Source organism: Chitinivibrionales bacterium (assembly GCA_035516255.1).
Taxonomy (GTDB): Bacteria; Fibrobacterota; Chitinivibrionia; order Chitinivibrionales; family FEN-1185; genus FEN-1185.
Window position 1 is genome coordinate 48,492 of sequence record DATJAL010000018.1, and the last position, 26,277, is coordinate 74,768.

Sequence of the window (26,277 nt, forward strand, 5' to 3'; positions counted from 1 at the left end):
CTCATTAAAGCGTATATAATTCCCAATCGAATAGTATCGTATAATGATCCCGCCTTTGATTCCTCATTTTAGGCCCCCCATTAATTAAATTCCCAAAGCCAGAATCCGCTACTGCTTCAAGAAAAGCATTTCTTGGCATCGGCATGTTATGCGGATTTAATCGATACTCCACTTGTATGCCAATATCGGCCAAATATTGTTTTATTGCAATAGCTTCAGGTTCATAGTAAGTGGTAATGAGCAAACAACCGTTTTCATGTAAATGCCTTAGTGCCTGCACAAAAATATTTTGCCAGGAAAAAGAAACGGGGGTGTTGGCAGCCTCAGAATCAGAAATGTTATAATGCATAAAAACTTCAGGATGTCGCATAATGATTATTTCATACGTCCGTTCGAAAGCCTCCGGATAGGGCCCCTTTCCATCAAATTGCGCCAAATGAATGGTGGTTTTGCCATTATTTACACCTTGAGCATTAGCTATCGGCATGCGATCAAAGGCATAAATATGATGGGCAAAATCATGAATAACCTGTAAATCGCTCCCGCTGCCGCACGCTACAACTAAAGCTGTCGTGTTTTCAGGATCAGGTAACGCCCGTCCCCTAAAAGCATTTATCAAAGTCTGTTTAAACAAGGTTGCAGCCTTTATGCCTGGAGCAATTAAATCCATAAACTCATTATTGGGAAACCCATTATTCAGGGCTGGGATAACTTTATCCGGATGCTGCCTGATCCATTTTTTAAAATAAGTGACTTGTTGTTTAAATTCAGCTTTTAACGCGTTTTTGAATTGTAATAAAGAAGATGCGCTCATCATTTTTCCTGGTACTCTGCTAGCAGAAAAACAGGTGTGTTTCCCATAACAATCCCTACTGACGATAAATATATACTTGGTAAATATTCTAAGAAACAGCTAAACAAAAAAGGCCCTCTCTTCATAGAGAAGGCCTTTACACGCATTTCAAGAAATCTTACTCCTACCTGCTGAGTACCAACTCTCCGGACGTCACGGTCTTCTGTCCCTTGATCCTCACAATGTAATTGCCAGCTTGAACAAGGCTTCCAGAATTGGTCCTGCCGTCCCAGACGATGTGGTTGCTACCCGGATTGACGGCAAGCTTGCAGACACTTCTTCCCATAACGTTGAAGACCTCGGCATGCTGCACGGTTTCTCCTTCAGAAAGATTTATCGAAGTGGTGATAGACCTGATTCCGCTGCCGGAAACAGAGACTTGAACTATGCCTTGGCGGGAAAGATGCGGATTCTCCCTGACTTCAGTCGAAATTGGCCAAGTAGAGGCGTCAACAAGCCCTTTTCCGGCGCCGGTTTGCGCGGTCATAAGCGTGGTTATGTCCGCCGCCGTGTAGCCGTAGATGGTTACGAACTTATCAACTATGGCCGTATTCCATGCGGGATACGCACTACCCGAATGATATTTTTGATCCCTGATCTTAATTGTTGCAGCATGATCAACGGCGCCCGCAAAGGTACCCATCACAATGGAACGCTGGTCAGCGCCATCGCTGACACTGCCGCTCCACTGCCCCGGGTCGCCCGCCCACATACAGTCCACTATGCAGAGCTGTGCTTTTGCAGGATAGGAAGTGGGAATATTTCCAACGACGTAGTCGCAGGAGTTGACGTACATGAGCGCCCAAATCCCGAGATCGGCGGCAGGACTATCAGAGTTACTGGGATCTCCACCTGTGTGCCCGAAGTCGATTGTCTGCTTGTTATTCTTCTGGCACATCGTAACGCCGCTGTACTCCCAATAGCGGTCATGGCCCTTGTTAACGGCGCAGTTCACTAAGATGTCGACTCCGTTGATGCTTGATGTTCCAGAGGCGTTATTCAGATTGCCCGTGAAATTAGGAAGACCGGCCGGAAACTGCACTGTCACGCCGCCCGTACCTCCCCCGAAAACAACGCCTGTCGGGATGGGTTTGCCTGCGCCGACATAAGTCGACTTGTTGAAAGGACCGGCGTTACCACCGTCATAAATACAGATGTTTGCCGGCAGCATACCCTTGCCGATAAGCACGTTGCATACTTTTGCCACAACGGCAACAGACGGAAAAAGACCGGAAAAAGTATTCACCTTTATCGCAGCTTTTGCCGTTGCCCACGTTTTACTGGACGGAATCTTGAAAATTGTGTTCCATGCGGTAGTAATGTCATGCGTATTTGCAAGCGCGCATGCCAGCTTGTCCATGTCTGTTGCGACGACTGAGTAATTCACCACCGCATCAGTTGTATTTGCGGCTGGACTGGGATTATTGAATCCATCCCACTGCGGCCAATGGTGGTTGGCATTCATCACGGCTTGGTCCGTTATCCACGCGACGCGAAGATTGTCGATATCCTGATTGATCGGCGTCGTGCTGAGGTTCACTAGGGTGGTGTTGATAGGTGCCGCAGCGGCCTTTTTCGCGCCAGGTCCAATCATGGCCAAGCCGACCGCACTGGCAGCCGATGCCTTCAAGAAGTTTCTCCTACTTTCCAAGGTTTTCTTGCTCATATCTTTCCCCTCCAGATAAAGTTTTAATATTTATAAACAGTTTTTTCTATTGCACTATTATCGAATGAAAGTAATTCATGAATGCGCTGGCATCCGGTAACGCAAGACCGCTGGAAGTATACTTTGTAAATTGCATCTCAATATAAAAATTGCTGAAATGACCGTATGCGTAAATCGAAGAACCATTATTTGTGTAAAACGCATCGGAAATTAAGTAGGGCGCCAAAGCGGATTCCGGTTCCCATGAACTGCCCTGCACCTTTCCGGCAAATATCGTCTGGGAATTTGCGGCGGTTCCATATTCAATTACTAGCATCTTGACACGCCCGGTATCCGTTGCTGACATGGCCTTGAACATGAACCTTTGAAATCCTTCTTTAAGAGTGCTGTTAAGGCATGTGCCGCAGTAGGTACTGCTACCGCCATCCACATAGTTGTAAATTGATGTGTCAACAAAATTGTCCATGCTGTCGGATACCCACCCTGCTATTTGATTTGTTATAATAAGACTCGATAAAGGGACTGAGGTAGTTCCAGGCGAGGTCGGCCCGCACAGGGAGAAGTTAAGTCCTAAAAAGCAGGTTGTACCGAAAAGAGCCAGGAAAAGACCTTTTAATAACCTTCGTTTCATGAACACGACCCCCTTTTTGTTAAAATACTGTCTCTTGTAACAAATATAAGGAATTTAAGCGATTTTTTCAGATAAATCACCAAAACACGGCTTTGCTCTATCAGGTTGCATGAGATATTTCGAGAATATTGTGGTCGATATTGCAACCCCAGCCAAACTATTTCAACAATTAATATAGATTAAAATAATCACTTACTGTCAAAATTGAGCATATTTTTCTTAAAAAATCAAAGGCCTTTTTTTATTGGACAATTGCCTTGTATGTATCCAAAAACTTCAAGGCCTCTGGAACAGCAATGGTGGAAATTTGAGAAACCGTAAAACCCATGACATAAAATTCAAAATATAATGCGCCGAATGTGGCGTATACATGGATGCCTCCGCCGACCACTGATGCCTGTGCTTCATTATCGGAATATTGGCCAAGGGTGACCTTAGTTGTAATATTTACCGCGACTTGTGCGTCATACAAGGCCTTGGCTTTTGCCGTTGTGCCATAGTTATGGACATATCCGTTGAATGCATAATCACCATTGAGCGGTGAAGCAGTTGGCCCCCCATTCATTTTTTCATGGAACCATGAGACAAGACCAGAGTCTTTATACACCTGGGCCGGGCCATCGATGTAGTTAAAGAGGCTTTCGGGAGGATATTGGACAAAATGGCTACTCGAATCCGGGACCCAGCCTGATATTTGTGAAGTAAAATAAAGGTCTTGCAGCTTGGTCTGCGGATTTGTTCCTTTATCGCCGCAATTCCATACCAGAGCAACGCAGACAATAATAAATATTGTAATTCCGCCCCAATACTGGATTTTTCGAGAATTATTCATTGGGCCTCATCTGGTAAACAGCCTATTCTTGTTTTGAAAATTTTAAGGAGTAACGGATAAATGCGGATCAGTCGTGTCCGGCGAAAATTTCAAAAAGCACCTGTCAAGTTTCTTTTCTCGTATCCCCCCCTTCGGGGGGATTTTAAGGGGGGCTTATAACAGCATAAAATCAGCTGGACCAAACCCCGCTATTCAGTAAATCCCTTTGGCAGCTCTTCCCCGGAAGAAGGAATGGCGTTCTGCGGTTTGGGCGTGGCCTGGTTTTCCGAGCCGCGGGATTTGACCGTGCCTCCTGCCTCGCCGCCCGATCCCATGGTCTCGGCGCTGATCTGGTTTTCGGCGGCAGATTCCTTGATCTCCCGGAGGACTTTCCTTTTCTCCGTGATGTAAGAACCGTTCTTTTTTCTGTCTTCACCGATTGAATACACTTCGATCGCGGCCCGGCCGTACACCGGGCAAGCTTTTTCGCAATATCCGCAGCCGATGCACTTGTCGTCCATCACGAACGGTCGCTTGAACGGCCCCTTGAAATTGTCCACCACCATGGAGTCGATCGCATGGATGGGGCAGATTTCGGCGCAGATGAGGCAGAGCTTTTCCTGCTCCCACGCTATGCAGCGGTGGCGGTCGATCACGGCGGTGCCGAGCTTGACAAACTGTTTTTCGGGAAGGGGCAGGGCGCGGATGGCCTGCGTGGGGCACACGTGACCGCACATGTTGCATTTGTCCTCGCACGGGCCCTTGCGCGGCACCAGGTGCGGCGTCCACAGGCCGTCGAACCCGCATTCGAGGTCGGCGGGCTGGAGGCCGTTGGTCTTGCAGGTCTTCATGCATTCGCCGCAGCGAATGCAGCGCGCAAGGAACTCGTGTTCGGGCAGGGAGCCGGGCGGCCGGATGAAACGGCCGTTGATGTTGCGCGGGGCGTTGAGGCCGGCTTTTGCCGTGGCGGCCAGCACAAGGCCGGCGAACGCGGACTGGATGAACCCGCGGCGCTCGATGCTGAGCGAGGCGTTCCCCGTTCCGGCGCCGAATGAGGCAAACCCAACGGTAATGGCGTTTTTCTTGCATCCGTCAATGCAGTCGCCGCACAGCACGCATTCGGACAGCACGGTGTGCCGCGGGTTGAGGTCAACGGCGCGCATGTCGCATTTCGCGGCGCAGACCTTGCAATCAATGCACCGCTCATCGTTCACCTTGCGTTTGATGATGCCGAAACGGGAGAACAGCGATAGGAACGCACCCGTGGGGCACACGTACCTGCACCAGAAGCGCTTGCGCCAGAAATTCGCCGCAATGATCGCGGCAAGGAACACAAATGAGGCCACGCCTGTTGAGAAAAAATACCGGTGGAAACTGAACTGGGTAAAGGAGTCGAACCCCATGGCAAGCAGCATGGGGCGGACAAGATCAATCGCGCCGTTGAAGAGCCATATCATGGGAGGATACAGTACCAAGGCAAAGGACCGCGGCGCAATGGACATGGGGCTCAAGAAAGCGAGGAGGTTCGCGCCCAGCAGGGAGCTGAACAGGACGCCGATGAGGACGTAATATTTTATCCTCCGGTTGGGCTTGGGTTCAACGGACTCCTTTTTGTGTTTTTTTCCGTGAATGAGAAAATCCGAAACGTCAATGAGGGTGCCAAGCGGGCACACGTAGCCGCAGAAAAACCTGCCCAACACGATGGTGAGAACGAGCAGCACCCCGGCCCACAGCATGGTGGCGATCACTGCGCGCGAACCGATCATGGCAACGGTCGCCACGAGCGGATCGAGCCGCAAAAAGGCGTCCACCGGAAATTTCGCGGCATAGGGGTACATGGTGAAAATAAACAGCAGAATGAAAATGCCGAAGAAAACGGCTTGCGTGACGCGGCGGAAGGTCGAGAGTTTCATGGATTTCAAAACCTATTATTTGATGAATAAAATGTAAAATGTGATTCTACGCTAAATTTTTATAATCTACAATCAAAGAAATCAATTCTCTCCCGGGAGCGTTGCGGGGTGGAACCCCCGCTGAGAGGGGTGCGGGTGCACTTGGCAAAAGACATAGCAACATGGTGCGAAGCACCGATACATTACCAAGGTGAATAAAAATGACAGATCACCTCCCGCCTTTTTGTTTTTTGGCGGGAGGAAGCTGCACCCCAGGGGAGATACTTTTCCCCACCAGGAAATTTTTATTTTTGAATTTATACTATCTTCACGTCCATTTTTTCCACGTCGATTTCGCCGAGACCCATGGCGTAGGCGTTCTTAATGTGCTTGACCTGGTTGCCCTTGAATTCCTTGTTGTACCAGCGTGCAATGCCCACGGTGTAGGAATCCGCGGCAACCGGGTCTGCGCTTGCCACTACCGTATTGAGCTCGTCGGTTTTTCCCGGGCCGCTCGGACCGTTGGTGACCAGCGCGTATACGGCGTTGACAATAGTTAACGTCGGCTTGATAACGAGCAAAAGGTCGGCAATGGCCTGGTTGAGCTCCACCTGCTCGTGCATGAACTGGCGGTCCCACACCAATCCCATGAGGTTTTTGATGCCCAGGCTCACGCCGGTTGCGTCATGCGATTTTGCCGTGGGAACGTTGATGAGGCAGTTCGCGCGCAGCACCTCCTTGGCAATGGCCGTGGTCTTGAGCTGCTTGCCGTTCGGAATGGGGGTGTCCTGGTAGAACTTCTGGTCTTCGAGAAGCGCCACCACCACGCCTTTGAGGCTTTCAACCGCTGCTCCGATGCCGCTTTTTTCCTTGCAGACTTTCCCGTCGCGCAGGGGATGGTCGATCACGATCACGCGCTGCGCTCCCGCGTCGAGGCAGAGCTGGGCGGTTGCCTTGACGATTTCCGGGTGCGTGGTAGTACCCCATTCGGGCGGGTTGGGGAAGCCCATGTTGGCCTTGAGCACCACGCGGTCGCCCAGTTTCACGAATTTCTTCATTCCGCCGAGCGCATCGACCGCTTTCTTCACCAGCTCTTCGGGCTTGCCCTTTGCAACCGCGACAAGCGGCTTTTTATTGTCTTGGGCCAGCACGGGAACAGACGCCAATGCGGCGCCCGCGGCTGCCGCGCTTCCTGTTTTGAGAAAATCTCTGCGCGATATCACGGTATCACTCCTTGTTTATAAGTAATGACGCTTTTTTACCCATGAATTGATAAATATACATCCTTTGACCATACTCAAACTAATCCGACAACACAAGGCGCGAATCAATTGTCAATCAAAATTATTATTGCTCATTCGACTCCGATTTTCTTGTCAATGTTCCAGTAAAACTGCTTTGCCATGTTGAGCGCGAAGTCGGATTTCTCGGTGGTGGATATCCTGAGGAATATGCTCTGTTTGGCGTACTGGATGGTGTACGAGGTTGCCTGGGAAAGGTCCACCACGACGATGGGGTTCTTCGTGCTTATCAGATCGGGCGAGGTGGGGTAGAAGAAGTTGAAAAGGTCAAGCGCGTTTTGCTCGGTGCCCTGATTGAAAATCGCCACGTTGATGTCGATGCTGCCGTTGCTGTACAGCTGCACCACGCCCTCCTGGAACCCGTAGGTGATGTAAGTCTGCGCCGCGCCGTCGATGGCGGCATAAATCGACTGCTCGTCGGTCATGGTGGAGACGCTGCCTTTCTTGACAAATCCGCTTATGTCGTTGTCGATGGGCAGATAGTCGGCCGGGTCGGCCCCTGCGCCGGGATCCTTGCTGATGCGGCATTGGGAGAGAAATATCAGTGGAAGCGCAATTATTGCGATACGGTAAACGGGAGATCTGAAACTTGTAAAGCCAAACGCGTTCATACGAGGGAAACCTTCCCCGAAACGAAATTGGTGGATCCAAGATTGTATTGAATGGCGGCATCCAAGATGTGCCGCGCATCGGACTGATTCGGGTTAGTGCTTTGCGTCCAGGAGATTTCCGGAAGGGTGGGCGCGTATTTGGCCCGTAATGCATTAATTGTTTTCAAAGCCCATGTATCTATCGCCACCGGATCAGTGCCTACGACAATAGAATTTGGTTGGCATGTGGGCGGCCCGTCTGGCCCTCCCGAAAAGCATCCCTGGAGCGCGTCTCCGACAATGAGAGCAAGCTTGGATGCGCCGGTTCTTGCATTCGGTATTGCTCTAACGGCTTGATACAGGGCAGGGATCGACGGACTGCACATCGTGTCATGGAGCGTCGCCGGGCCGTTCCAAATGTCGGTAATGCCGTAAAGGTTCTTCATCGAGAATGATATTCCGGACTGCGCATGATCCTTGAGCACCGGAACGTTGATCAGAAAGTCAACGGCTTCGAATATGGCGGTTAGCCTTTTGTCTGTGCCGGCGATGTTGACGGTGGATCCCCACAAAGCGGAACCCGGCTCCTGCTGACTTACAGGAACACCATCATTGAGCGTGGTGTTGAAGCTGGCCGACGCGATCCGGCTGGTTCCTTTCACGTTTCGCAAGGGAAACCCGGCCGCCGCCATCTGAGAGCCCGGAGCCCTGTCGTCGAAAATAATGATTTGGTACGCCGGGAACGTTCCGCCAAGCATTGCTGTCAAACTGCTTACGATGGCGGTTACAACCTCTGGCCTCGTACTCACATTTGACCCGCCGAGGGTGTTGACTTTGATTCCTATAAGCGAAGATGCAGTCAACCCCGGGAACAGCGATTCCCACGCGGCCGTTGCGACCGCCGGATCCTGGGTGCTTCCCGAGGGAATTGCGCCGTTGTCAATCTGCATCTGTGCGACCGCCGCGTCAATCATCGACTTCAACAGGGTCGCCTGAATATTCGGTTTTCCAATGGTGCCCGTGTTGACGGTGGCATTGGTGACAGGATACACATGCGACGGCTTCTGAATTGGAACAAGCAGACGATCGGACGGCGGGCTTTGGTTTCCCATCTGGCCATTTGGCCCGGTAACGGGACTGGAGTCGACTGCCCTCACTGTGTAAGCGCAGGTACTGCCTACGGCAAACCCACTGGCATCCACGAAACCCGGATTGGTTACCTGTGCAAGCAGGGTGTCGTCGCGGTACACATCATACGCACGGATTCCAGTCCACAACTTTGCTCCCGTAACATCGGTAAGGGGCCTGTCCCAGGTGATCATGACCGAATCGACGGCTCCGGAATCGCTTGTGGCCAAGTTGTAAGACAAACCTGTCGGCGCGGCCGGCAGCCGGATATCCGGCTCAACGACTGTTCGCTTATCGCAGCTTGCGAGAACGCCTATTCCTGCTGCTGCCTCAAGCGAATTGATCAGGAACTTCCTTCGGTTGATTTTCTTTGCATTCATAAGAACCTACCGTTTCTAGAGAACCTGCGAAAAAACACAAATTTACCCTTTTGGCTTAAATCCTAGATCTTGACCCAATTACATATACGCACAGGTCTCCCTTGTAATTTGGCCTTTTTTCCGCTTTTTCGCTACTATTAGAAGAGCGCCGTTGCCTTCAGCTCGGCCATGTTATAATTCAATACCTTCTGGTCGAACAAATAGTCCACTTCCAACAGCAAACGTAAGAAGAAATTAGCCCCTGCCTTCACCTGTATGTCGAGCTTGTTCTGCCATGCCTTGTCATAGCTCCTGAATGAATAATTCGCCCCGTTTGAAAGCATGGCTCCTATATAATATTGAGTTCGCCATTCCCTGATTACTTTTCCCTGAATGCGCCAGTCGAACAGGATCCCTGGTGTGATGGTGTTGAGATAGCCGGTCACGGTGTCCCTGGTGATATTGGTGCCAAGGTTGGTGAATGTGGAGTCCAGGTTCTGCCAGAGGATGTCCACCGTGGATTCAGTCCTAAGGTTCGGCACCCACCGTTCGGTCCACTTTATTCTGAATTCATCCTGGTAGTTCTTGAGCGCAAACGTGTCGAGCTTTTGCGTGTAATCCGGCATATGTAAGTTGTCGAAAAACATGTTGAAATCGATGTCGAACCTGGTTTTCCTTTCTCTAAAGGCAAGACGCGCCTCGTTGTACCATTTGAGGCCGTCGTCGGTTGCGAGGGTGAAATTCGTTGAGTTCGTTTTCTCCAGCCTGCTGTCGAAATGAAGGTCTTGTGAAAAATCAAATATAGGCTTAATAGAGTAAGTTTGATTTAATGTATTCGTTCTTGTTTCGATTGTATCGGGTATTAACTCCAGGGAATCCCCGTTGGAAAATCCATATCCCAGGTTGAGCTGAAACGGGTTGAGAAACGTCAGGTAGACCCCGGGAACAAGAAGCAGGCTTCCATTTACCAGGTTCGCGGTTGTTGTTATCCGATCATCCGATGCAATGACGTTTTCCGAGGTTTGCAGCTGGTAATCGCCGTACAGGGTGATACCGGGGATCAGTTCCTGGGAAAAAAGTTTGAATTCGGGCCGCAATGTGTTCCCTCTATAGTCCATTGCCCCGTTAAGACTATCGCGGCCCTGAAAGATCCTGAAAACGCTCTTGGTTTCGAGCTGCAATTTTTTAAGGGGAGAAAACCTGATCCAGGCAAAAATATTATGGTCGAGCTTCTGATCGAACCGCGACTGCAGGTCGTAGGTGCCGGGTGCCGCGCCGGGGACAATGTTCGTGTCAACCGAATCGGTGAGGAGGTTGACGGAATACGAAGCGTCGAGCCATATCCTGTCGAGCACCTTGAAGGTGCGGCCCCATTCGGTCTCGATGATGCCGTTCCACCGGTCGGACCTCAGGGAATCGCGGTCGCCGCCGGGCAGGGAATCGCGCGTCAGGCGGGTGTAGTTTCTCATGTCCTGATGCATGCCGAACAGCCTGAGCGACGGGATGTCCGGCGGCGAGATGAGATACTGCGCATACTCCCTTACCTCGCTGCCGCACGAGGCGTCGGTCATATTCGCTCCCACCGTGATGGGCATGTACTGTTTCCAAACGTCCCAAACCAATTCGCCCTGCTCCTGGTGGTTGATCCTTCCGTACACCGAATTCTGGTCGGCGAGGGTGACGTAGTCGGGCGTCTCGTACATTCCCGAGGCCTTGAGCTTGAGGTTGTGGGCCACGGAGTACAGGTCGAGTTTCGCCGCGGTCCCCTGTTTTGTCACGAGAATGGAATCGTTGTAGCTCCCCGACACCTCGGGCACGGCCCTAAGATACAGTTTGCTGTCGGCGGATTTCATCTCTATCTTGCTGTTCACGCTGCCGGCAAAGTCGCGGTTGTAAACGCTGTCGAGGCCGTTGCGGCTGGGCTCCTTGAACCCCCGGTACGCGCCGTTGACGCCCAGCGCGACCTTGTCGCTCAGCTCCACGACATTTTCGGCCGCGGCCATCTGGTTGGTGTATACCCCGATGGTGGGCTGGTACTGGCACGAGACCTCGATGCGGGAGTCGGGGTTGGCCAGCCCCTCGTTCTTGAACGTGAGCAGGCCCATGGTCCGCTCGATGCTGTAGTCGCTCGGGTCGACGAGCTGTCCGTCAACCAGGATCTGCACGCTCTCGGTGACGATGTTCTCCACGCCGAGCTCGTAGAAGTTGTCTTCACGGAAGGGAATGAGCTTCCTGAAATACTCGGCCTTGCCGAAGCCCGCCCACAGGCCGGTGTTGACGCGGCGCAGCTTCTTGTCGCCCACGCGGTCGCCGAACTCCGCGCGGACGCCCGCGCCCTCGAGGTAGGTGGGGTTAATGAGCGAGCTGTAGAAATAGTCGGTCTTCTGGTCGGTGCGCCAGCCGATCCTGCGCAGGTTGTCGTCGCCGAACCCGCGGTATTCGGCGCCGTAACGCAGGTCGCCGAGCGGGTCGGTGTTGTCGTAGGTGGCGCGCAGCGTGCGGCCGTTGTTCAGGTCGGCGTTGAGGTTGAGGTTGGCCTTTGCCCATCCGTACAAAAAGTCCTTGTAGGTCGCCACGGTGTCGACGGGCGCGCGCGTGATGGCGCCGCCCGCGGCCGTGTCGTAGGCGTACACGACGGAGTCGAGGTTCTTGTTTGTCAAATAGTTGCCGATGCTCGTGGCGAGCGGCGCGGGAAACTCGGCCTTGTTTTCGACCTTGTATTCGGCGGTGCCGCGGAGGTTCAGGCTCTGGCCGCCCGGCGCCTCAACGCCGAGCCCGGTCTCGTCCATGTGCCCCTTCCACTTGGGCTTCTGCCCGCCGCCGGCCACCTTGATCTGGGTGGCGTACCAGAGGTCCTGGTCGGTTTTCAAATAGGAGAACGTGGTGCCCTTTCTGCACAGCGTGGTCTGGCCCGAGGTGTACACCTCGTCCTGTACGTCGTCGCTGAGGCCGTCCACCGACGTGTAGGTTTTCCAGAGCCGCTTGTCCTCGTCGAACGAATACACGCCGTCGGACGTGGCAAACCATTCGGTGGTCCCGGAGGTGGAGAGCGAATACACCGTTTTCTTCTCGATGGGCATGTTGCGCGAGAAGTTTTCCCAGGTCTGGTTCTTGCCGTTGAACCGCGCCACGCCCTCGGGCGACATCACCCAGATGTACGACGCGTCGACGAGCATGTAGTTGACCGCCGAACCCACGATGCCGTTGTTGAGCGGGTAGGAGTTCCATGCCTTCATGGCGATGGAGTAGCGCGAGAAGCCCTTGTCGGTCTCGGCCCAGATGTAGTCGCTGAAGCTGAAAAGCCTGAACACCGTGTTCGAGATGAGCCCGGTGCCCGCGGTGTAGCTTTCCCATTTCTCGAATTTCTTGTCAAAGTAGAATACGCCCTGGTCGGTGGCCACCCACAACTGGGCCTGGTTGGAGTATAGGTCGTAGATGCGCTTGCCCGCAAAATCCCCCATGGGCTCCCACTGCATCACCAGCTTGTTGAACCGAGCCAGGCCGTGCGGGCCCGCCGCGTACACGTAGTCGAGGTCGGCCACGAGCCTTACCACGGTGTCGGACGGCATGCCCTGCTTTGCCGAATAGGGTTTCCAATCGAGGTACCGCATGTCGGCGTAGAGCGCGCCGCGGTTGGTGCCCACCCACAGTTCCTTGTCGTCAAGGCACAGGTCGTTCACGGCCTCGGGCCTGATGTTGCCCCATGCCTCGTTTTCGGTCTGGAACCGTTGCAGGCCGAAGTCGGTGCCCCACCATACCGAGTTATCATACTGGAAAAACAGTTGGCGCGGCGGGGGAGTGGCGGCGAAGAGGCCGCACAACATGCCCGCACCCGTGATCAAAAGGATTTTTTTTATGACCGCTGATGAATAAGACATGGATTTCCGGACTGACAAAGATGGTTTAACCGGCGAACGTAAAAACAAAAATGAGCCAAAACCGGTTAAATGGGATCTTTTCACTGCGCGCGTTCAACAAACTCAGTTCGGTGTACGGGGGGCATAACCGGAACCATCAAACGGCAAATAAAATATATGAAAATACGGGGGGGTTCAATATAGTTGTCTAAAATTATTTCCACGATTTCACGATTTTCACCGCGTCCCGCATCTTGTAATGGTTTTTGATGCCGGGCTTGATCTCCACGCCGCTGTTAAATTCCACAGCATAGGGCGAGACGTTTTCAAGCGCCTCGCGAATGTTGGACGGATTAAGCCCGCCCGACAGGATGATGTTAGGGTATTTCTGCGCGGCCTTTTTCGCGATCGACCAGTCAAACGTTTTGCCGCTGCCGCCGCGGCCCTCGCTCCAGGTGTCGAGCAGATAGCCGCTCACCTTGTAACGGCCGAGCGAATCGAGCGAGAAATCAGGGCCGACGCCGAATGCCTTGATCACGCCGCAGGAAAACCCCGCGGCAAGCTCGGGGGTTTCATCGCCGTGGAGCTGTACGGTATCGATGCCGGTCTGCTGATAAATTGACATTATGGTATCTGCAGTGTCGTTAACAAACACGCCGACCTTTGACACGAACGGCGGCAGCCTGTTAATGATGTCTTTTGCCGCGAACGGATGGATGTAGCGCGGGCTCTGGGGGTAAAAAATGAACCCGAGCGCGTCAACGCCGAGGCCCACCGCGGTCTTGGCGTCTTCATACTGCGTGATGCCGCAGATTTTTATTCGGATGGGCATAGGTAGAGTTTAAAATAAATCGGGGCGTTCCCCCTTGTTGAGGCGCGTTTTATCGCGCCTCAACAAGGGGTCGGTTCTCCCTCCGGGCTCGGCCTTGTTGCCGGACCGCCCGATGCCGCTTGCGCGGCAGGGTCGACCGGCATGAGGCAAATGATACAATAAAAAGCGCGAAGCGCAACTACCTTACCTCAGGGAACGAAGTGACAATGCGCTCCGGCGCACCACTCCGGTCGCCCCTAACGCGGCGGCGGAGTTCTGTTGCGTAAAGAAGGTACAGTTGCGCCGAGCGGAGGGTTAAATGAATAACAGAAGAATTATTCCGAAATAAATGCGGTCGGGAGTTTTAAGATGATTATCGAGGATCGATTCAACCCTTATTGTTTATTTTTCTTTTTCCGTTAATTTCTTCGCGGCTTTTGTCGGAAACAATTTCGCGTAAATGTCTTGTTGCCACTTGACAATTTTTTGAACGCACTCGGTGCAAATGTCCGCGGAACGGGTATCGTTAATAGGTATGTGATTAAAAACGGGATTATAATTTTTGATTTGGCTGCCGCATAAGGTGCAGTTCATGTTGTTTACTTCTGCGGACGCTGCCGATTTGTTATTCATTTCAGAACCCCTTCCCTCAGCAACCTCATCAACCCCTCCTTCCACACCGGCCAGTCATGACCGCCCTCCAATTCGACCACATGTCCTTTTGGCAGCGCCTGCTCGAGAATGCGGATCCCTGGCGCAAGCTTGTCTTTAACGCCGTATGCGACATAAATCCGCGGACATCCTGGACCGCCGCCTGCGCACCCTTTGAGCCATTGCCACAGGGGCCGTTCCCAATCCTTTTCGTCCACCTTGGCGGGCATTGACCACGCGCTGAGACCGCCTGCCTTCGTGATCTCCTGTATCGGCCCTTTCGATGTGGTATAAGGCCCCATTAAAATTATGCCTTCGATCACGCCCGGATGTTTCCATGCGTAAAGCTGCGAGCCCAGCCCGCCCATCGAATTTCCCAGAAACCAGATGCGGCGGTAGCCCTTGGCATTCGCGGGATCGATGATGTCTTTGGTGACACGCTCGTGGAGCGTGCGGTCGGCATAATAACCATAATGCACGTCGGCGGAGACAACGTCAAATGACGGCGCATAGGCCTTTATCGAATCGATAATGCCGTTGCCCTGCAGCACCGTGATCGAGTCGCCGAAACCGGGAAGATAGACCAGGAGGCCGTCCTTGTGGGGTGCCCGTTCGTAGGTGATGGTGCGCAAGGGGATGACGGTGCGGGGGAGGCACAATAAAAATAAAGGTACGCAGAGAAAGGCAACAATCGGATGGATTAATGTGCTTGTTTTGATTGACATACGGCATTTGCCTTTTGTTTGCATTTTGACAAATGTTATGGCGTTATGAGTTGTGCTAATTACTTTTCGCCGGGTTCTATAATGTCATGAAAAAATATAAATCTCCTACCTGACAATTCCAACTCCACACATGCCATTATATTCGTTCACATTTTCCGAGTTGCTTATAAGAATATATCGCTGCGAAGCGGCATACCACTGAGGATGCGTTACGAAGGGGCGACGCCTCGCGAGCTTTAATGCGAGCGAACTGGCGCGCCCCTTTGCAGGAAAGGGTGTGCTCCCGGATCATCCCGCGCCGGGCTATGCAACGTATTGATTGACTCTGCAGGCGCATGCGGCGCGGGCCAGGGGTAACCGCGAAGTGGTGTCCACGCCAGATACGAGCCCAATTGTTTTTTGGGGAGGCACGGTGCCGTGACCGGTAGGCGCCATGATTATTTAGCCAGTTATGAGACAGGCTGAACTTCTCCCCCGACTATTTTTATTCTTTCATTTCAGATAGTTCTTTTATCAACTTCCCGGGCTCATCCAACCTCATCAGGCTTTCTCCGACTAATAATGCCGAAACTCCCGTTTTGTAAAGCTGCTTCGCCTGTTCTCCGGTTTCAATTCCGCTTTCAGAAACAAGAACAATTTCTTTCGGCACATGCGGCGCGATAAAAAGCGTGGTGTTGCTGTCGGTCTTGAACGTGGCCAGGTCGCGGTTGTTAACGCCGACGCAAGCGGGGAGCGGCGACAGCTTGAACACTTTGTCAAGTTCCTTTGTCGAATGTATTTCGATGAGAATGTCGAGTGTTCTTTCCAGGCCCGCGTGGTACAATTCGTCCATCTGGCCGTTGGAGAGGCATGCGGCGATAAGCAGCATCGCGTCGGCGTTCATCGAAGCGGTCTGTTCAACCTGGACCGGATCAATGATGAAATCCTTTCTGAGCACGGGCAGCGGCACGGCGTTGCGGGCGGCTTCGAGATACGCCGTCGCGCCCATGAAGAATTTTTCATCAGTAAGGACTGAAAGGGCCGCCGCGCCGCCCGCGGCATACTTTTCCGCAATGGTCTTCGGATTGAAATCTTTCGCGATTACGCCCCTGCTCGGCGACGCCTTCTTGATTTCAGCGATTATGGCAAGGCCGTCTTGCTTTCGCAATGATTTTACGAACGGCCGAAGGTCCGAGGATCGTCCCGCAAAACGCCCGCGTTCTTTACGAAGGCGTTTGACCTCTTCTTTCTTTTCGGCAATGATGGTGTCGAGGATGGTAGCCATTTTATCTTGGTTGATTTAAAAAACATTCACCGCAAAGGCGCAAGGAGCGCAAGGATGAATATTGTTTCCGAAGGGTGCCTCATTATAGTCTATGATTTACTTTGCGTCCTTTGCGCCTTTGCGGTGAATGTTTTGTGAGACAGATTATAGAATCCCAGCCAGGAAATTCTTCAACAGCGCCTTTCCCGCCTGCGTCAAAATCGATTCCGGATGGAACTGCACCCCTTCGATGGGATATTTCTTGTGCCGCACGCCCATGATGATGCCGTCTTTGGTCTGCGCGGTGATTTCGAGGCTGTCGGGGCACGATTTGCGCTCGATGATGAGGCTGTGGTATCGCGTGGCGATGAACGGGTTCGGAATGTTGGTGTAGATTTTCTTGCCGTCGTGATGGATTTCCGACACCTTGCCGTGCATGAGATACGGCGCCCTGATGACATTCCCGCCGAACGCGGCGCCGATGGACTGGTGGCCCAGGCACACGCCCAGAAGCGGTATCTTGGGGCCGAACGTTTTTATCGCGTCAATCGAAATGCCCGCCTCGTTCGGCGTGCACGGCCCCGGCGACACCACGATCGCCCTGGGCAAGAGCTCAGCGATCTGCTCGAGCGAGATCCTGTCGTTCCTCGCCACCCGCAATTCCCCCTTGTATAGCTCGCCGAGGTACTGCGCGAGGTTGTAGGTGAACGAGTCGTAGTTGTCGATAATCAGTATCATGGATGTTTATTCTCTCGTTTTTTTTTCATGACTTTAAAGATGACCTATAAACATTGTCATTCCCGCGGAAGCGGGAATCCATGGATGGTAATTTATTGGAGAAGAAGGACTCCCGCTTTCGCGGGAGTGACAATATCCCGTTTCCTGATTTTTTTAGAGTATCCATGAAATTGAATAAAATCTTTTTTCATAGTTAAATCAGCGTCATCATTGTAATCAGCGAAATCAGGGGTCAGTCCCTTCCCACGATCTGACGGGCATCGTTGATGGCGGTGAGCAGCGCGCGCGCCTTGTTCATGGTCTCGTCGTATTCGGTGGAAGGCACGCTGTCGGCCACGATGCCCGCGCCGGCCTGGATGAAGGCGGTGCCGGCCTTGCACACCACGGTGCGTATCACGATGCAGGTGTCGAGGCTGCCGGAAAAGTCGATGTAGCCCAACGCGCCGCCGTAGATGCCGCGCCGCACCGGTTCCATTTCGTCAATGATCTCCATGGCCCGGATCTTGGGCGCGCCCGACAGCGTGCCCGCGGGAAAGCAGGCGAACAGCGCGTCGAGCGCGTCGGTGCCGGCCTTCATCGTTCCCGACACGTTGGACACCAGGTGCATCACGTGCGAATATTTCTCGATGTGCATCATCTCTTCCACCTTTACGCTGCCGTATTCGCACACGCGGCCGATGTCGTTTCTGCCAAGATCAACGAGCATGATGTGCTCGGCCACCTCCTTGGCGTCGTTTTTAAGCTCCGCGCTCAGGCGCTCGTCTTCAAGGTCGTCTTTGCCGCGCGGACGCGAGCCGGCGATCGGGCGCGTTTCGACAATGCCGTTTTCCACGCGCACCATCATCTCGGGTGAAGAGCCGACCACTTGCGCGCCGTTCAGTGACAGGAAGTACATGTAGGGCGATGGGTTCACGGTGCGCAGGATGCGGTAGATGTCGAAGGGGTTGGCGTCCACGCGCACGCTGATGCGCTGCGACGGCACCACCTGGAACACGTCGCCGGCGCGGATGTACTCCTTGCACTTCTCCACCGCGGCCTCGTACTGCTGCCGGGTGAACGTTGACGAGGACTCCTTCACGTCGTTGATGGCGATGCCCGACGACGCGAGCCGCACCGCGAGCTTGTCCTCGAGGCTGCCGAGCGCATGGCACGCGTCCTTGTACGCCTTGTCAAGCGCCACGCCGTTTCCGGTGTGGATGGTGGTGACGAGCAGCAGCTTGTGTTCCCGGTTGTCAAACGCGATGATGTCGCGGTAAAACCCGAAAAAGATCTCGTCGAGAATGGTTTCCCTGGGGTTTTTGTCCGGGATTTTTTCAAACAGGCGCACCGAGTCGTAGGAAAAATATCCGACCGCGCCGCCGCACAGCCTTGGCAGGCCTTCCACGTGCACGGCCCTGAATTGTTTGAGCAGGGACCGCAGCTTTCCAATGGGGTCGCCCTCGCCCGATTCCTTCACCTCGCCCGAAACTTCCCAGGCGGCGGCATTGCTTCTGAAGGTCATGAACGGTTTTCCGCCGATGAACGAATAACGCGCCACCTTGTCGCCGCCGGTCACGCTCTCGAGCAGAAAGCTGTACGGCTCGTCCTTGAAAAGCTTGAGCCACACGGACACGGGCGTCTCGGTGTCCGCGAGGATTCTTTTACAGACAGGAATGACGTTGCCGCGCGCGGCGAGTTTTTTTACTTCTTCTAATGATGGTACAATCATAGTTATTTAATATTCGTATGGGTGTTCCCCCGTTTCGCGGGGTCGGCCGTCCTTCCGGTCCACCCCTTCGGGTGCTTCTCCCTCGTCAGGGATTTCCAAGGGTCACAAGGGTCGTCGTCTTTCGGCTCGGGCTGCCACGGCCCCTCTATGCCTATCGGCGAGGGCCGGGCAGCGCCGCGCTCCAGCGCACCCTCCGGTCTACCGAACGCGGCGGCGAAGTTCCATTGTGCAAATTACTGACATGACGCCGATCAAACATTTTTCAAAAAACCGATATTTTTATCATGAACTATTCTAACGCCGTCAAACTCTTTTTCAGTTTATCCAGATTTTCCAGTATTCCCTGATACTTTTCTTTTTCTTTTTTCACCACCTCAGGTGGCGCCTTATCCGCAAAGCTTGGATTTTCCAACCGCGCTTTTGTTCCATCAGCTAATTTTTGCGTCTTTGCTATTTCCTTCGATATCCTGTCCCTCTCAACCTGTTTGTCAATCAGTCCCTCGAGTTCCAAATATACCTGATTGCCCATGACCACGGCCTGGCCGGAGAATTTCGGCGCCTTTGCCGTTGCGTCGACCACGGTCTCGTTGAGCCTGCAGAACATGTTGATCTCATTGACATGCGGCAAAAGCAGGCCGGCCGCCTCGGACGAGCCGGGAATGACGATGGCCCGGCCCTTCTTGTCGGGCGGGATGTTGTTCTCGGAGCGGATCGTGCGCAATGCCGTGATCACGTCCTTGAGCAGCGTAAACTCATTCTCGACCGCTTCGTTCACGGCCGCGGCGTCGGGGGCCGGAAACGACGCCCTCATAATTGTCGCGCTGTCAAGCAGCGCCGGGTATTCGATTTTTTCGCGAAGCGCGGCCCACAGCTCCTCGGTAATGAACGGCATGAGCGGGTGCAGCATCTTGAGGATGGAGCCGAGCACCCAAGCGCACACGTTAAGCGCGTTTTTCGCACGCTTTTCATCGGCGGCTTGGTACAGGTCGGCCTTTTTCGCCTCGATGTACCAGTCGCAGAAGTCGCGCCAGGTAAAGTCGTAGATGCTGTGCGCCGCCTCGTTGAGCCGGTACGACGACAGCGCTGATGTCACTTGCGCAATGGTCGCGTTGAGCCGCGACAGGATCCATGCGTCAAACGGCGCGAGCTCGTTTACCGGCGGCAGCGCCGCAAACGATTGCCTTTCCTTGATGGTCTCCAGAAGAAAGCGCGATGCGTTCCAGAGCTTGTTGCCGAAGTTCCTGCCGATGTCGAACGTGTCGTTTGCCAGAAAAACGTCCGCGCCCTGCGACGTGATCATGATGAGCGAAAAGCGCAGGCTGTCGGCCCCGTTCTTGGAAATCACCTCGAGCGGGTCGATGGCGTTTCCCAGCGACTTGCTCATCTTGCGGCCGGTCTTGTCGCGCACCGTGGCGTTCAGGAACACGTCGGTGAACGGCAGCTTTCCCGTGAAATGCAGGCCTGCCATGATCATGCGCGCCACCCAGAAAAACAAAATTTCCGGCGCGGTCACGAGCACGTCGGTGGGGTAGAACTTGTCCATAAGCTTTGTTTTCTCGGGCCAGCCCATGGTGGAAAACGGCCACAGCCACGACGAGAACCATGTGTCAAGAACATCCTCGTCCTGGACGATGTTATTGCTCTTACAACCCGGACACGACGCCGGCGTTTCCTCCGCGACGATGGTTTTGCCGCAGTCCTTACAATACCACACCGGAATGCGGTGTCCCCACCAGATCTGGCGCGAGATGCACCAGTCGCGTATGTTTTCCATCCAGTCGACGTAGGTTTTTTTCCAGCGCGCAGGATAAAATTTCACCCGGTCTTCCACCGCCGCGGCGAGCGCGTCTTTCGCGAGCGGCTTCATCTTCACGAACCATTGATTGGAATAGTACGGCTCCACCACGGTGTGGCAGCGGTAGCAGTGCCCCACGGCGTGCACGTGGTCTTCTATCTTGTCAACGAGGCCGAGCGCCTCCAGGTCGGCCACGACCTGCTTGCGGCAGGCGAAACGGTCGGTGCCGATGTACTTTTGCGGGATGGGACCGGTCATGTTGCCGGCCTCGTCCATGACCACGATGGGCGTCATGCCGTGGCGCAGGCCCATCTGGAAGTCGTTGGGATCGTGCGCGGGCGTCACCTTCACGGCGCCGGTGCCGAACTCCCGGTCGACGAAATCGTCGGCGATCACGGGAATATCGCGGTTTACAAGGGGCAATACGAGCATCTGCCCCACGAGCGCCTTGTACCGATCGTCGGCCGGGTTCACGGCCACCGCGGTGTCGCCGAGCATGGTCTCGGGACGGGTGGTGGCGACGGTCATGAATCCCTTGCCGTTTTTATAAGGATATTTGAAATAGTACAGCTTGCCCTTTGATTCCTTGTGCTCCGCCTCTTCGTCGGACAGCGCGGTCTGGCAGCGCGGGCACCAGTTGATGATGTATTTGCCCCGGTAAATAAGACCCTCGTTGAATAGCTGGACAAATACCTTGCGCACCGCGCGGGACATCCCCTCGTCCATGGTGAAGCGCTCGCGGTCCCAGTCGCACGACGAGCCGAGCTTCTTGAGCTGGCTCGTGATGGTGGCGTGGTACTGTTCCTTCCATTTCCACACCTCGGCCACGAAGGCCTCGCGGCCGAAATCGTGGCGGGTCTTTTTCTCTTTTGCAAATTTTTTCTCCACCACGTTTTGTGTTGCGATGCCCGCGTGGTCGGTGCCGGGCATCCACAGCACCTCGAACCCTTTCATGCGCTTGAAGCGGATGAGGATGTCCTGGATGGTGTTGTTGAGCGCGTGGCCCATGTGCAGAATGCCGGTCACGTTGGGCGGCGGGATCACGATGGAATATTTCGGCTTGGCCGAATTTTCATCGGCCCGGAAATACTTGTTTGTGGTCCAGGCGGCGTACCATTTGTCTTCGACAAGGCCCGGGTTGTACTGTTTGTCCATGACGCAAGGGCTCCAAAATATTTTTTTTCTGGTCTGTCATTAATCAAGGCGGAAAACGAAGGATAAAATATACAATAGCGCTGGAAAATTTGAAGGAGAAAAGAGGAAATAAAATTCTGGTGGGGGAAGTCTCCCCCCAGGCCCCCGGCATCCGCCGCACACAGGCAAGTCAAAAAGATTAATGTGCGGCGGCGATCCAGGGGCACACCCCCTCTTTAGCGCCGGAGCTCCCGCGGCCGGCGATCATTCGGGTGGCTGTCGATCCGGTAGTGGTAATAGAGAGTTTGCACGGCGGAAGGAAGAGATATTGTAAAGGGCAGATGTAAATAATGCCGTTTTCCCCTCCCCTGGTGGGAGCGGGGTGGCCTGAAAGGCCGAGGTGAGGCTAAAATCTTATCAATAACAAGCAATCTTCCTTTATAAAAACATATATTTGCAAAACCAATAATCACACAACAAAGGACTTATCCGTGCCCATCGTCACCATCAGCTTGCTAAAAGGCAAATCAAAAGAAGAAAAGCAACAAATCCTCGCCGCCGTACACGAGGCGCTGGTCGCCGCGTTTAAAATTCCGGATTGGGACAGGACGCAGAAGATCGTTGAATTCGACAGGGAGAATTTTGAAATACCCGACGGAAAAACCGGGCAATACACCATCATAGAGATTTCCGTGTTTCCGGGAAGGTCGCGTAAGGCGAAAAAAGAGTTGTACCGGGTCGTCGTGGAAAAGCTTTCGAAACTCGGCATCGCGGGTAACGACGTGTTTATCCTTCTCAACGAGCAGCCGCTTGACAACTGGGGAATCAGGGGAGGGAAAATGGCGAGCGAGATACAACTGGGGTATAAGCTGGATGTGTAATGGTGGTTTTTATTTTGAGTTGTTTTGAATTGTCCGTCGCAATTGGGATTGCAATGTTGACCGCTTTAAATTTGTGGTTGATTTTTGCCGTTGTTTTTATTTCTTGTTCTCAATTAATGTTTCTGGAGCATAGTTCTCGCATTATTATTCTTTTTGATTATTTGAATCTTCCCGGTAATCAAGTTTAATTTGAGTTTTTCATCCGCCTCGTTATCAATAAACAGGCCGTCATTCTTGATTGTCAAATGCGTTATAAATACATCTTGAACATCCTTTTCAAGGTTGGAATCGTACCGGATTACATAAACCAGTTTTGTCCAAGTTATTAATTTTGAAGCAGTGTCTATAGCGGCAATGAAAATCCGTCTGAATTTATTAGTGGAAGAAAGCGCCTTTTTTTACTTCAAGTTCCTGTATTTTAAATTTCATGCCGTCTTGCCTGGTTTTTGCATTTTGTAATTTCTGTTTTGCGTCCTTTACCGCACTGGAGCCTGTCCACTTCTGCTCAATATCGGAAATGAAATGCGGGGGCAACAAACCTGCCTACCTTATCTTTTCCACCACCCTTAACCCTTCAACTCCTCCGCTCTTCACCTTTACAATATATATTCCCGTTCCGCAATTAAATCTCACCATTGCCTTTCCCGGTCCGGCAATTATCCGATGTAAAATCCTTCTTCCTCCCATATCAAACACGTTTATTGTGTATTGGTCCCTCGAAAGGCCATGGAACCATAATAGGCCATCTTTTAAAGCAATCGAAGGTATAACTGTGGCGGGCGTAGCAATTACCTTTTTGTCATTCTTTATCCCCGCCTTTATCTCCACGCCCGTCGGATTTGCCGAGTCAACGTCAATATCAGGCCATACGGTCCTTCCCAGCCGCTGCGAGTCCTGGGCCGCGGGCTGGTACACGCCGAACTCGTTGGCGTTGCAGTCGAGCCACAGCGTGATGCGGCGGTATTCCTCGTTTGTCAAGGTCACGGCGTGGTGCGTTGAGTCCAGATGGTGCAGAAGGCCTGACGCGCGCGCGCCTACATAGGCGACGGTGGCGCGCGAGCCGCCCGTGTTCGGCAGCGTCATGGCATCGCTGTCGCCGGGCAGCGCGTACACGTAATCGGCGAGCGACGCGTAGCTCATGTCCGGGCCTTTTCCCTGCTGCGCGTGGCAGGGCGCGCATTTCGCGTCGAGCACGGGCTGGGCAAGGGTGTAAAAATTGAACGGCATTGCGCCGTTCGGCACTTCGGGCGCAATGGTTGACGGCTGCCTGCGCCACGCCGTGGGAAAATTGACCGGCGGAGTGGACCATTTGTCGTCGTGGCAGCCGATGCACATGAGCTGCTCGCCCGGATGCACGTAGGTGGCGGTGCGCATGGACATCGCGGCGAGGCCGTTGTCGTCGAGCGCCTGGAAAAGAATGCATTTTCCCACGGGCGCTTCGAAATATGCGCTGCCGTCAAGCTCGACCGGCACGATGCCCAGCGGCATGCGGCACATTGATTCGGAAGCGTACCCGGTGGTCGGATCGTTCTTGTCGGGAGTTGTTTTTGGAATGAGCTGGATGATGCGCAGCCATTTTATGGAGCCGTCGAACGACCAGGTGAAATCGGAATTCATGACGTTCATCAGCTTGATCGTCGCCATTGGCGCCGCTGCGGAGGCGCGCTCGCCCTGCCATGTCTGGGTCGCGATCGCGGGCGGGGCCTGCCGCGGCGCCACGGGAATGGGGGAGAGCGCCCGCACCATGCCCACGCCGTAGGGGATGCTGTCGCATTGGTAAAGCAGGGTCCTGTTGCCGAACATGTCGAGGCTGTAGATGCCGCGGCCGAAGTTGCACAGGTACAGCGATGTGTCGATGGGCCACGGCGTTCCGTACGAGCCGGCGGTGTCGCCATTGGCGGGCGCCTCGGTTTCCGGAAATTTCACCGCGGGGGTGAGGCGCGTGACCTGCGCCATGGCGCCGTCGTCGCGCACGCTCGTGTTGATGAGGACAAGGGAGCCGAACGATTCGCCGTGCATCGGGACCGCGGCGGCAACGTAGCGGCCCTGCAGGCCGGGAATGGAGCGGATGTACGTTTCCATTGCCGGCCTGTCAACGCGGCCGTCGGTCCACGGGCCCACGCCGAAGGTTGAAAGCGGCAGGGGATAATTGCCGTGATAGGAGCGCGGGTCGCGGCCGTCGGGATACGTGAGCCACAGGTGGGCTGCCATGGAGTTCGCGCGGTCGATATGGTCCCAGCGCGTGTAGATGATCCTGCCGTCGTTGTCCACGCTCGGAAAGAACTCGTTTGCCTCGTGATAGCTCAGGCAGATGAGGTCGGTGCCGTCGGCATTCATGGAATGAAGGGTGAAGGCAGGAACGGGCCGCATGAAGCTGCGGCCGAACCCGCCGCGCCGCGTTGACATGAACGCGATCCTGCCGCCGGGCAGCACGCAGGGATGAATGTCGTCGAAGTTGCCTGATGTCAATTGCCGCAAGCCGGTGCCGTCGATGTTGACGCAAAAGATGTGGTAGCGGTTCGCCTCGGCCCATTTCTGGGTTCCGCCGCTGGACCAGGAAAAGTAAACGGTCCTCGCGTCCCACGAAAGTTCGGGCGACAAAAACGAGCCGCCGGTTATTTTCTGGCCGGCCAAGGGCCCGTTTTCCACAAGGGAACTGTCAAAAACATTGACAAGCGAGGGAGACGTAGAAAAGGGGTCGTTGAGAAGGTAAAGCCCGCCCGGCCTTCCATTGTGGCCAAAGTATTGGTCACAGAAATGCTCGCCGTCATATTCCGATTTTGTCCCCACCTGTCCGCCCAAAACACCATGCACCACAAAAAGAATTTGTTTGATGCTGTCGAGCCTTGCGTCTGAGGTTGCAAGCGCGCGGTTGAGTGCCATTGCCTCGGCAAAAAGGTTTTTTCTGAGTATTGAATTTCCCGCAGCAGATTTTGCAAGACCGGCCGCGGGCTCGCATGCGGCGCTTGAACTCATCAGGCTTTCCAAACGTTTTTCGAGCGACGCGAATTTTTGAGGGCCCTGGCGCTGTTTCAGGTATTGTAACTGCGCGTTGGTGCGGCGGAGAGCAACGTCGAGCGGGTCGCGGTCGGTGTCGAGGATCAATGCTTGACGGTTGAGAACCCTGTTTGAATTGTTGATTGTTTTTGCCAGTGCGGACTCCCCGCGGCCATAATTTTCGATTTGGCGGGCCAGATCGGCATACTGCTGTTCGATGTCATATTGGATGACCCGCGGTGAATTCACCACCGTTGCGGCATATGCTGGTTTGTCAAGTATAAATGTGGGGAAGATTAATGATAATAAAACAATAAGGCATGTGACAATCCCGGTGTGAGCAGGAAAATACCTTTTAATGTTTTTCATTCGGGACGCGACCCGGCTAAATATTATTCGCAGAAATAAAAGGCTCGGGCATTACCACAATGAATAATATAATGAAAAAGCTCTCTGTGCTGTCAAAATAGAAAAGGTGAGCCAATTGGTTCGCGCCTCACCCTTTC

The 26,277-nt window shown here is 53.7% G+C and carries 17 protein-coding genes; 1 reads left to right on the forward strand and 16 read right to left on the reverse strand.

Going from position 1 to position 26,277, the window contains the following annotated elements:
• Positions 1-4 precede the first annotated feature (4 nt).
• The 15 genes from VLX68_06290 to VLX68_06360 all read right to left on the reverse strand — a co-directional run bounded on the left by VLX68_06290 (position 5) and on the right by VLX68_06360 (position 21,914).
• A complete protein-coding gene (locus VLX68_06290; protein ID HUI91842.1) occupies positions 5-817 on the reverse strand; it encodes a hypothetical protein in 813 nt (270 codons plus the stop codon).
• 160 nt (positions 818-977) lie between these two features.
• Positions 978-2,519: a twin-arginine translocation signal domain-containing protein gene (locus tag VLX68_06295; protein ID HUI91843.1), complete on the reverse strand. Its 1,542-nt coding sequence runs from the start codon at positions 2,517-2,519 to the stop codon at positions 978-980.
• Positions 2,520-2,565: 46 nt separating this feature from the next.
• Complete coding sequence (locus VLX68_06300; GenBank protein ID HUI91844.1) at positions 2,566-3,150, reverse strand: hypothetical protein; 585 nt, start codon at positions 3,148-3,150, stop codon at positions 2,566-2,568.
• A 241-nt stretch (positions 3,151-3,391) separates the two neighbouring features.
• Positions 3,392-3,982 carry a hypothetical protein gene (locus tag VLX68_06305; protein ID HUI91845.1) on the reverse strand — a complete coding sequence of 197 codons (591 nt, stop codon included), beginning with the start codon at positions 3,980-3,982 and terminating at the stop codon, positions 3,392-3,394.
• Between the two features lie 188 nt (positions 3,983-4,170).
• The gene (locus tag VLX68_06310; protein ID HUI91846.1) at positions 4,171-5,874 is read right to left on the reverse strand and encodes a 4Fe-4S dicluster domain-containing protein; all 1,704 of its coding nucleotides are present in this window, start codon (positions 5,872-5,874) and stop codon (positions 4,171-4,173) included.
• A 296-nt stretch (positions 5,875-6,170) separates the two neighbouring features.
• Positions 6,171-7,076, reverse strand: coding sequence for a DUF362 domain-containing protein (locus VLX68_06315; protein ID HUI91847.1), 906 nt, complete (start codon positions 7,074-7,076; stop codon positions 6,171-6,173).
• A 131-nt stretch (positions 7,077-7,207) separates the two neighbouring features.
• Positions 7,208-7,765: a hypothetical protein gene (locus VLX68_06320; protein HUI91848.1), complete on the reverse strand. Its 558-nt coding sequence runs from the start codon at positions 7,763-7,765 to the stop codon at positions 7,208-7,210.
• Positions 7,762-9,252, reverse strand: a complete 1,491-nt coding sequence (locus VLX68_06325; GenBank protein ID HUI91849.1) for a DUF362 domain-containing protein — start codon at positions 9,250-9,252, stop codon at positions 7,762-7,764. The genes VLX68_06320 and VLX68_06325 overlap by 4 nt, the downstream gene beginning before the upstream one ends.
• A 137-nt stretch (positions 9,253-9,389) precedes the next feature.
• A complete protein-coding gene (locus VLX68_06330; protein HUI91850.1) occupies positions 9,390-13,109 on the reverse strand; it encodes a hypothetical protein in 3,720 nt (1,239 codons plus the stop codon).
• A 193-nt stretch (positions 13,110-13,302) separates the two neighbouring features.
• Positions 13,303-13,920: a phosphoribosylanthranilate isomerase gene (locus tag VLX68_06335; protein ID HUI91851.1), complete on the reverse strand. Its 618-nt coding sequence runs from the start codon at positions 13,918-13,920 to the stop codon at positions 13,303-13,305.
• A gap of 608 nt (positions 13,921-14,528) precedes the next feature.
• Positions 14,529-15,275: an alpha/beta hydrolase gene (locus tag VLX68_06340; GenBank protein ID HUI91852.1), complete on the reverse strand. Its 747-nt coding sequence runs from the start codon at positions 15,273-15,275 to the stop codon at positions 14,529-14,531.
• Between the two features lie 484 nt (positions 15,276-15,759).
• Complete coding sequence (gene trpC / locus VLX68_06345) at positions 15,760-16,539, reverse strand: indole-3-glycerol phosphate synthase TrpC (protein HUI91853.1); 780 nt, start codon at positions 16,537-16,539, stop codon at positions 15,760-15,762.
• 144 nt (positions 16,540-16,683) lie between these two features.
• On the reverse strand, positions 16,684-17,256 hold the full coding sequence (locus VLX68_06350; protein ID HUI91854.1) for an aminodeoxychorismate/anthranilate synthase component II: 573 nt from the start codon (positions 17,254-17,256) through the stop codon (positions 16,684-16,686).
• 232 nt (positions 17,257-17,488) lie between these two features.
• Positions 17,489-18,964, reverse strand: a complete 1,476-nt coding sequence (gene trpE / locus VLX68_06355) for an anthranilate synthase component I (GenBank protein HUI91855.1) — start codon at positions 18,962-18,964, stop codon at positions 17,489-17,491.
• A 289-nt stretch (positions 18,965-19,253) separates the two neighbouring features.
• Entirely contained in the window at positions 19,254-21,914 is a 2,661-nt protein-coding gene (locus tag VLX68_06360; GenBank protein ID HUI91856.1) for a valine--tRNA ligase, read from the reverse strand.
• Positions 21,915-22,384: 470 nt separating this feature from the next.
• Between VLX68_06360 and VLX68_06365 the strand changes: the two genes are divergently transcribed.
• Entirely contained in the window at positions 22,385-22,774 is a 390-nt protein-coding gene (locus VLX68_06365) for a tautomerase family protein (GenBank protein HUI91857.1), read from the forward strand.
• A gap of 543 nt (positions 22,775-23,317) precedes the next feature.
• Here VLX68_06365 and VLX68_06370 read toward each other — a convergent pair.
• Positions 23,318-26,020 (reverse strand): hypothetical protein, encoded by a 2,703-nt coding sequence (locus VLX68_06370; protein ID HUI91858.1) that lies wholly within the window; start codon positions 26,018-26,020, stop codon positions 23,318-23,320.
• Between the last annotated feature and the right edge of the window lie 257 nt (positions 26,021-26,277).

What these genes read in the sequence shown, in the direction of transcription:
- VLX68_06290 (HUI91842.1), bottom strand. Translation starts at nt 817, where the DNA reads ATGATGAGCGCATCTTCTTTATTACAATTCAAAAACGCGTTAAAAGCT.
- VLX68_06295 (HUI91843.1), bottom strand. Translation starts at nt 2,519, where the DNA reads ATGAGCAAGAAAACCTTGGAAAGTAGGAGAAACTTCTTGAAGGCATCG.
- VLX68_06300 (HUI91844.1), bottom strand. Translation starts at nt 3,150, where the DNA reads ATGAAACGAAGGTTATTAAAAGGTCTTTTCCTGGCTCTTTTCGGTACA.
- VLX68_06305 (HUI91845.1), bottom strand. Translation starts at nt 3,982, where the DNA reads ATGAATAATTCTCGAAAAATCCAGTATTGGGGCGGAATTACAATATTT.
- VLX68_06310 (HUI91846.1), bottom strand. Translation starts at nt 5,874, where the DNA reads ATGAAACTCTCGACCTTCCGCCGCGTCACGCAAGCCGTTTTCTTCGGC.
- VLX68_06320 (HUI91848.1), bottom strand. Translation starts at nt 7,765, where the DNA reads ATGAACGCGTTTGGCTTTACAAGTTTCAGATCTCCCGTTTACCGTATC.
- VLX68_06325 (HUI91849.1), bottom strand. Translation starts at nt 9,252, where the DNA reads ATGAATGCAAAGAAAATCAACCGAAGGAAGTTCCTGATCAATTCGCTT.
- VLX68_06330 (HUI91850.1), bottom strand. Translation starts at nt 13,109, where the DNA reads ATGTCTTATTCATCAGCGGTCATAAAAAAAATCCTTTTGATCACGGGT.
- VLX68_06335 (HUI91851.1), bottom strand. Translation starts at nt 13,920, where the DNA reads ATGCCCATCCGAATAAAAATCTGCGGCATCACGCAGTATGAAGACGCC.
- VLX68_06340 (HUI91852.1), bottom strand. Translation starts at nt 15,275, where the DNA reads ATGTCAATCAAAACAAGCACATTAATCCATCCGATTGTTGCCTTTCTC.
- trpC (HUI91853.1), bottom strand. Translation starts at nt 16,539, where the DNA reads ATGGCTACCATCCTCGACACCATCATTGCCGAAAAGAAAGAAGAGGTC.
- VLX68_06350 (HUI91854.1), bottom strand. Translation starts at nt 17,256, where the DNA reads ATGATACTGATTATCGACAACTACGACTCGTTCACCTACAACCTCGCG.
- trpE (HUI91855.1), bottom strand. Translation starts at nt 18,964, where the DNA reads ATGATTGTACCATCATTAGAAGAAGTAAAAAAACTCGCCGCGCGCGGC.
- VLX68_06360 (HUI91856.1), bottom strand. Translation starts at nt 21,914, where the DNA reads ATGGACAAACAGTACAACCCGGGCCTTGTCGAAGACAAATGGTACGCC.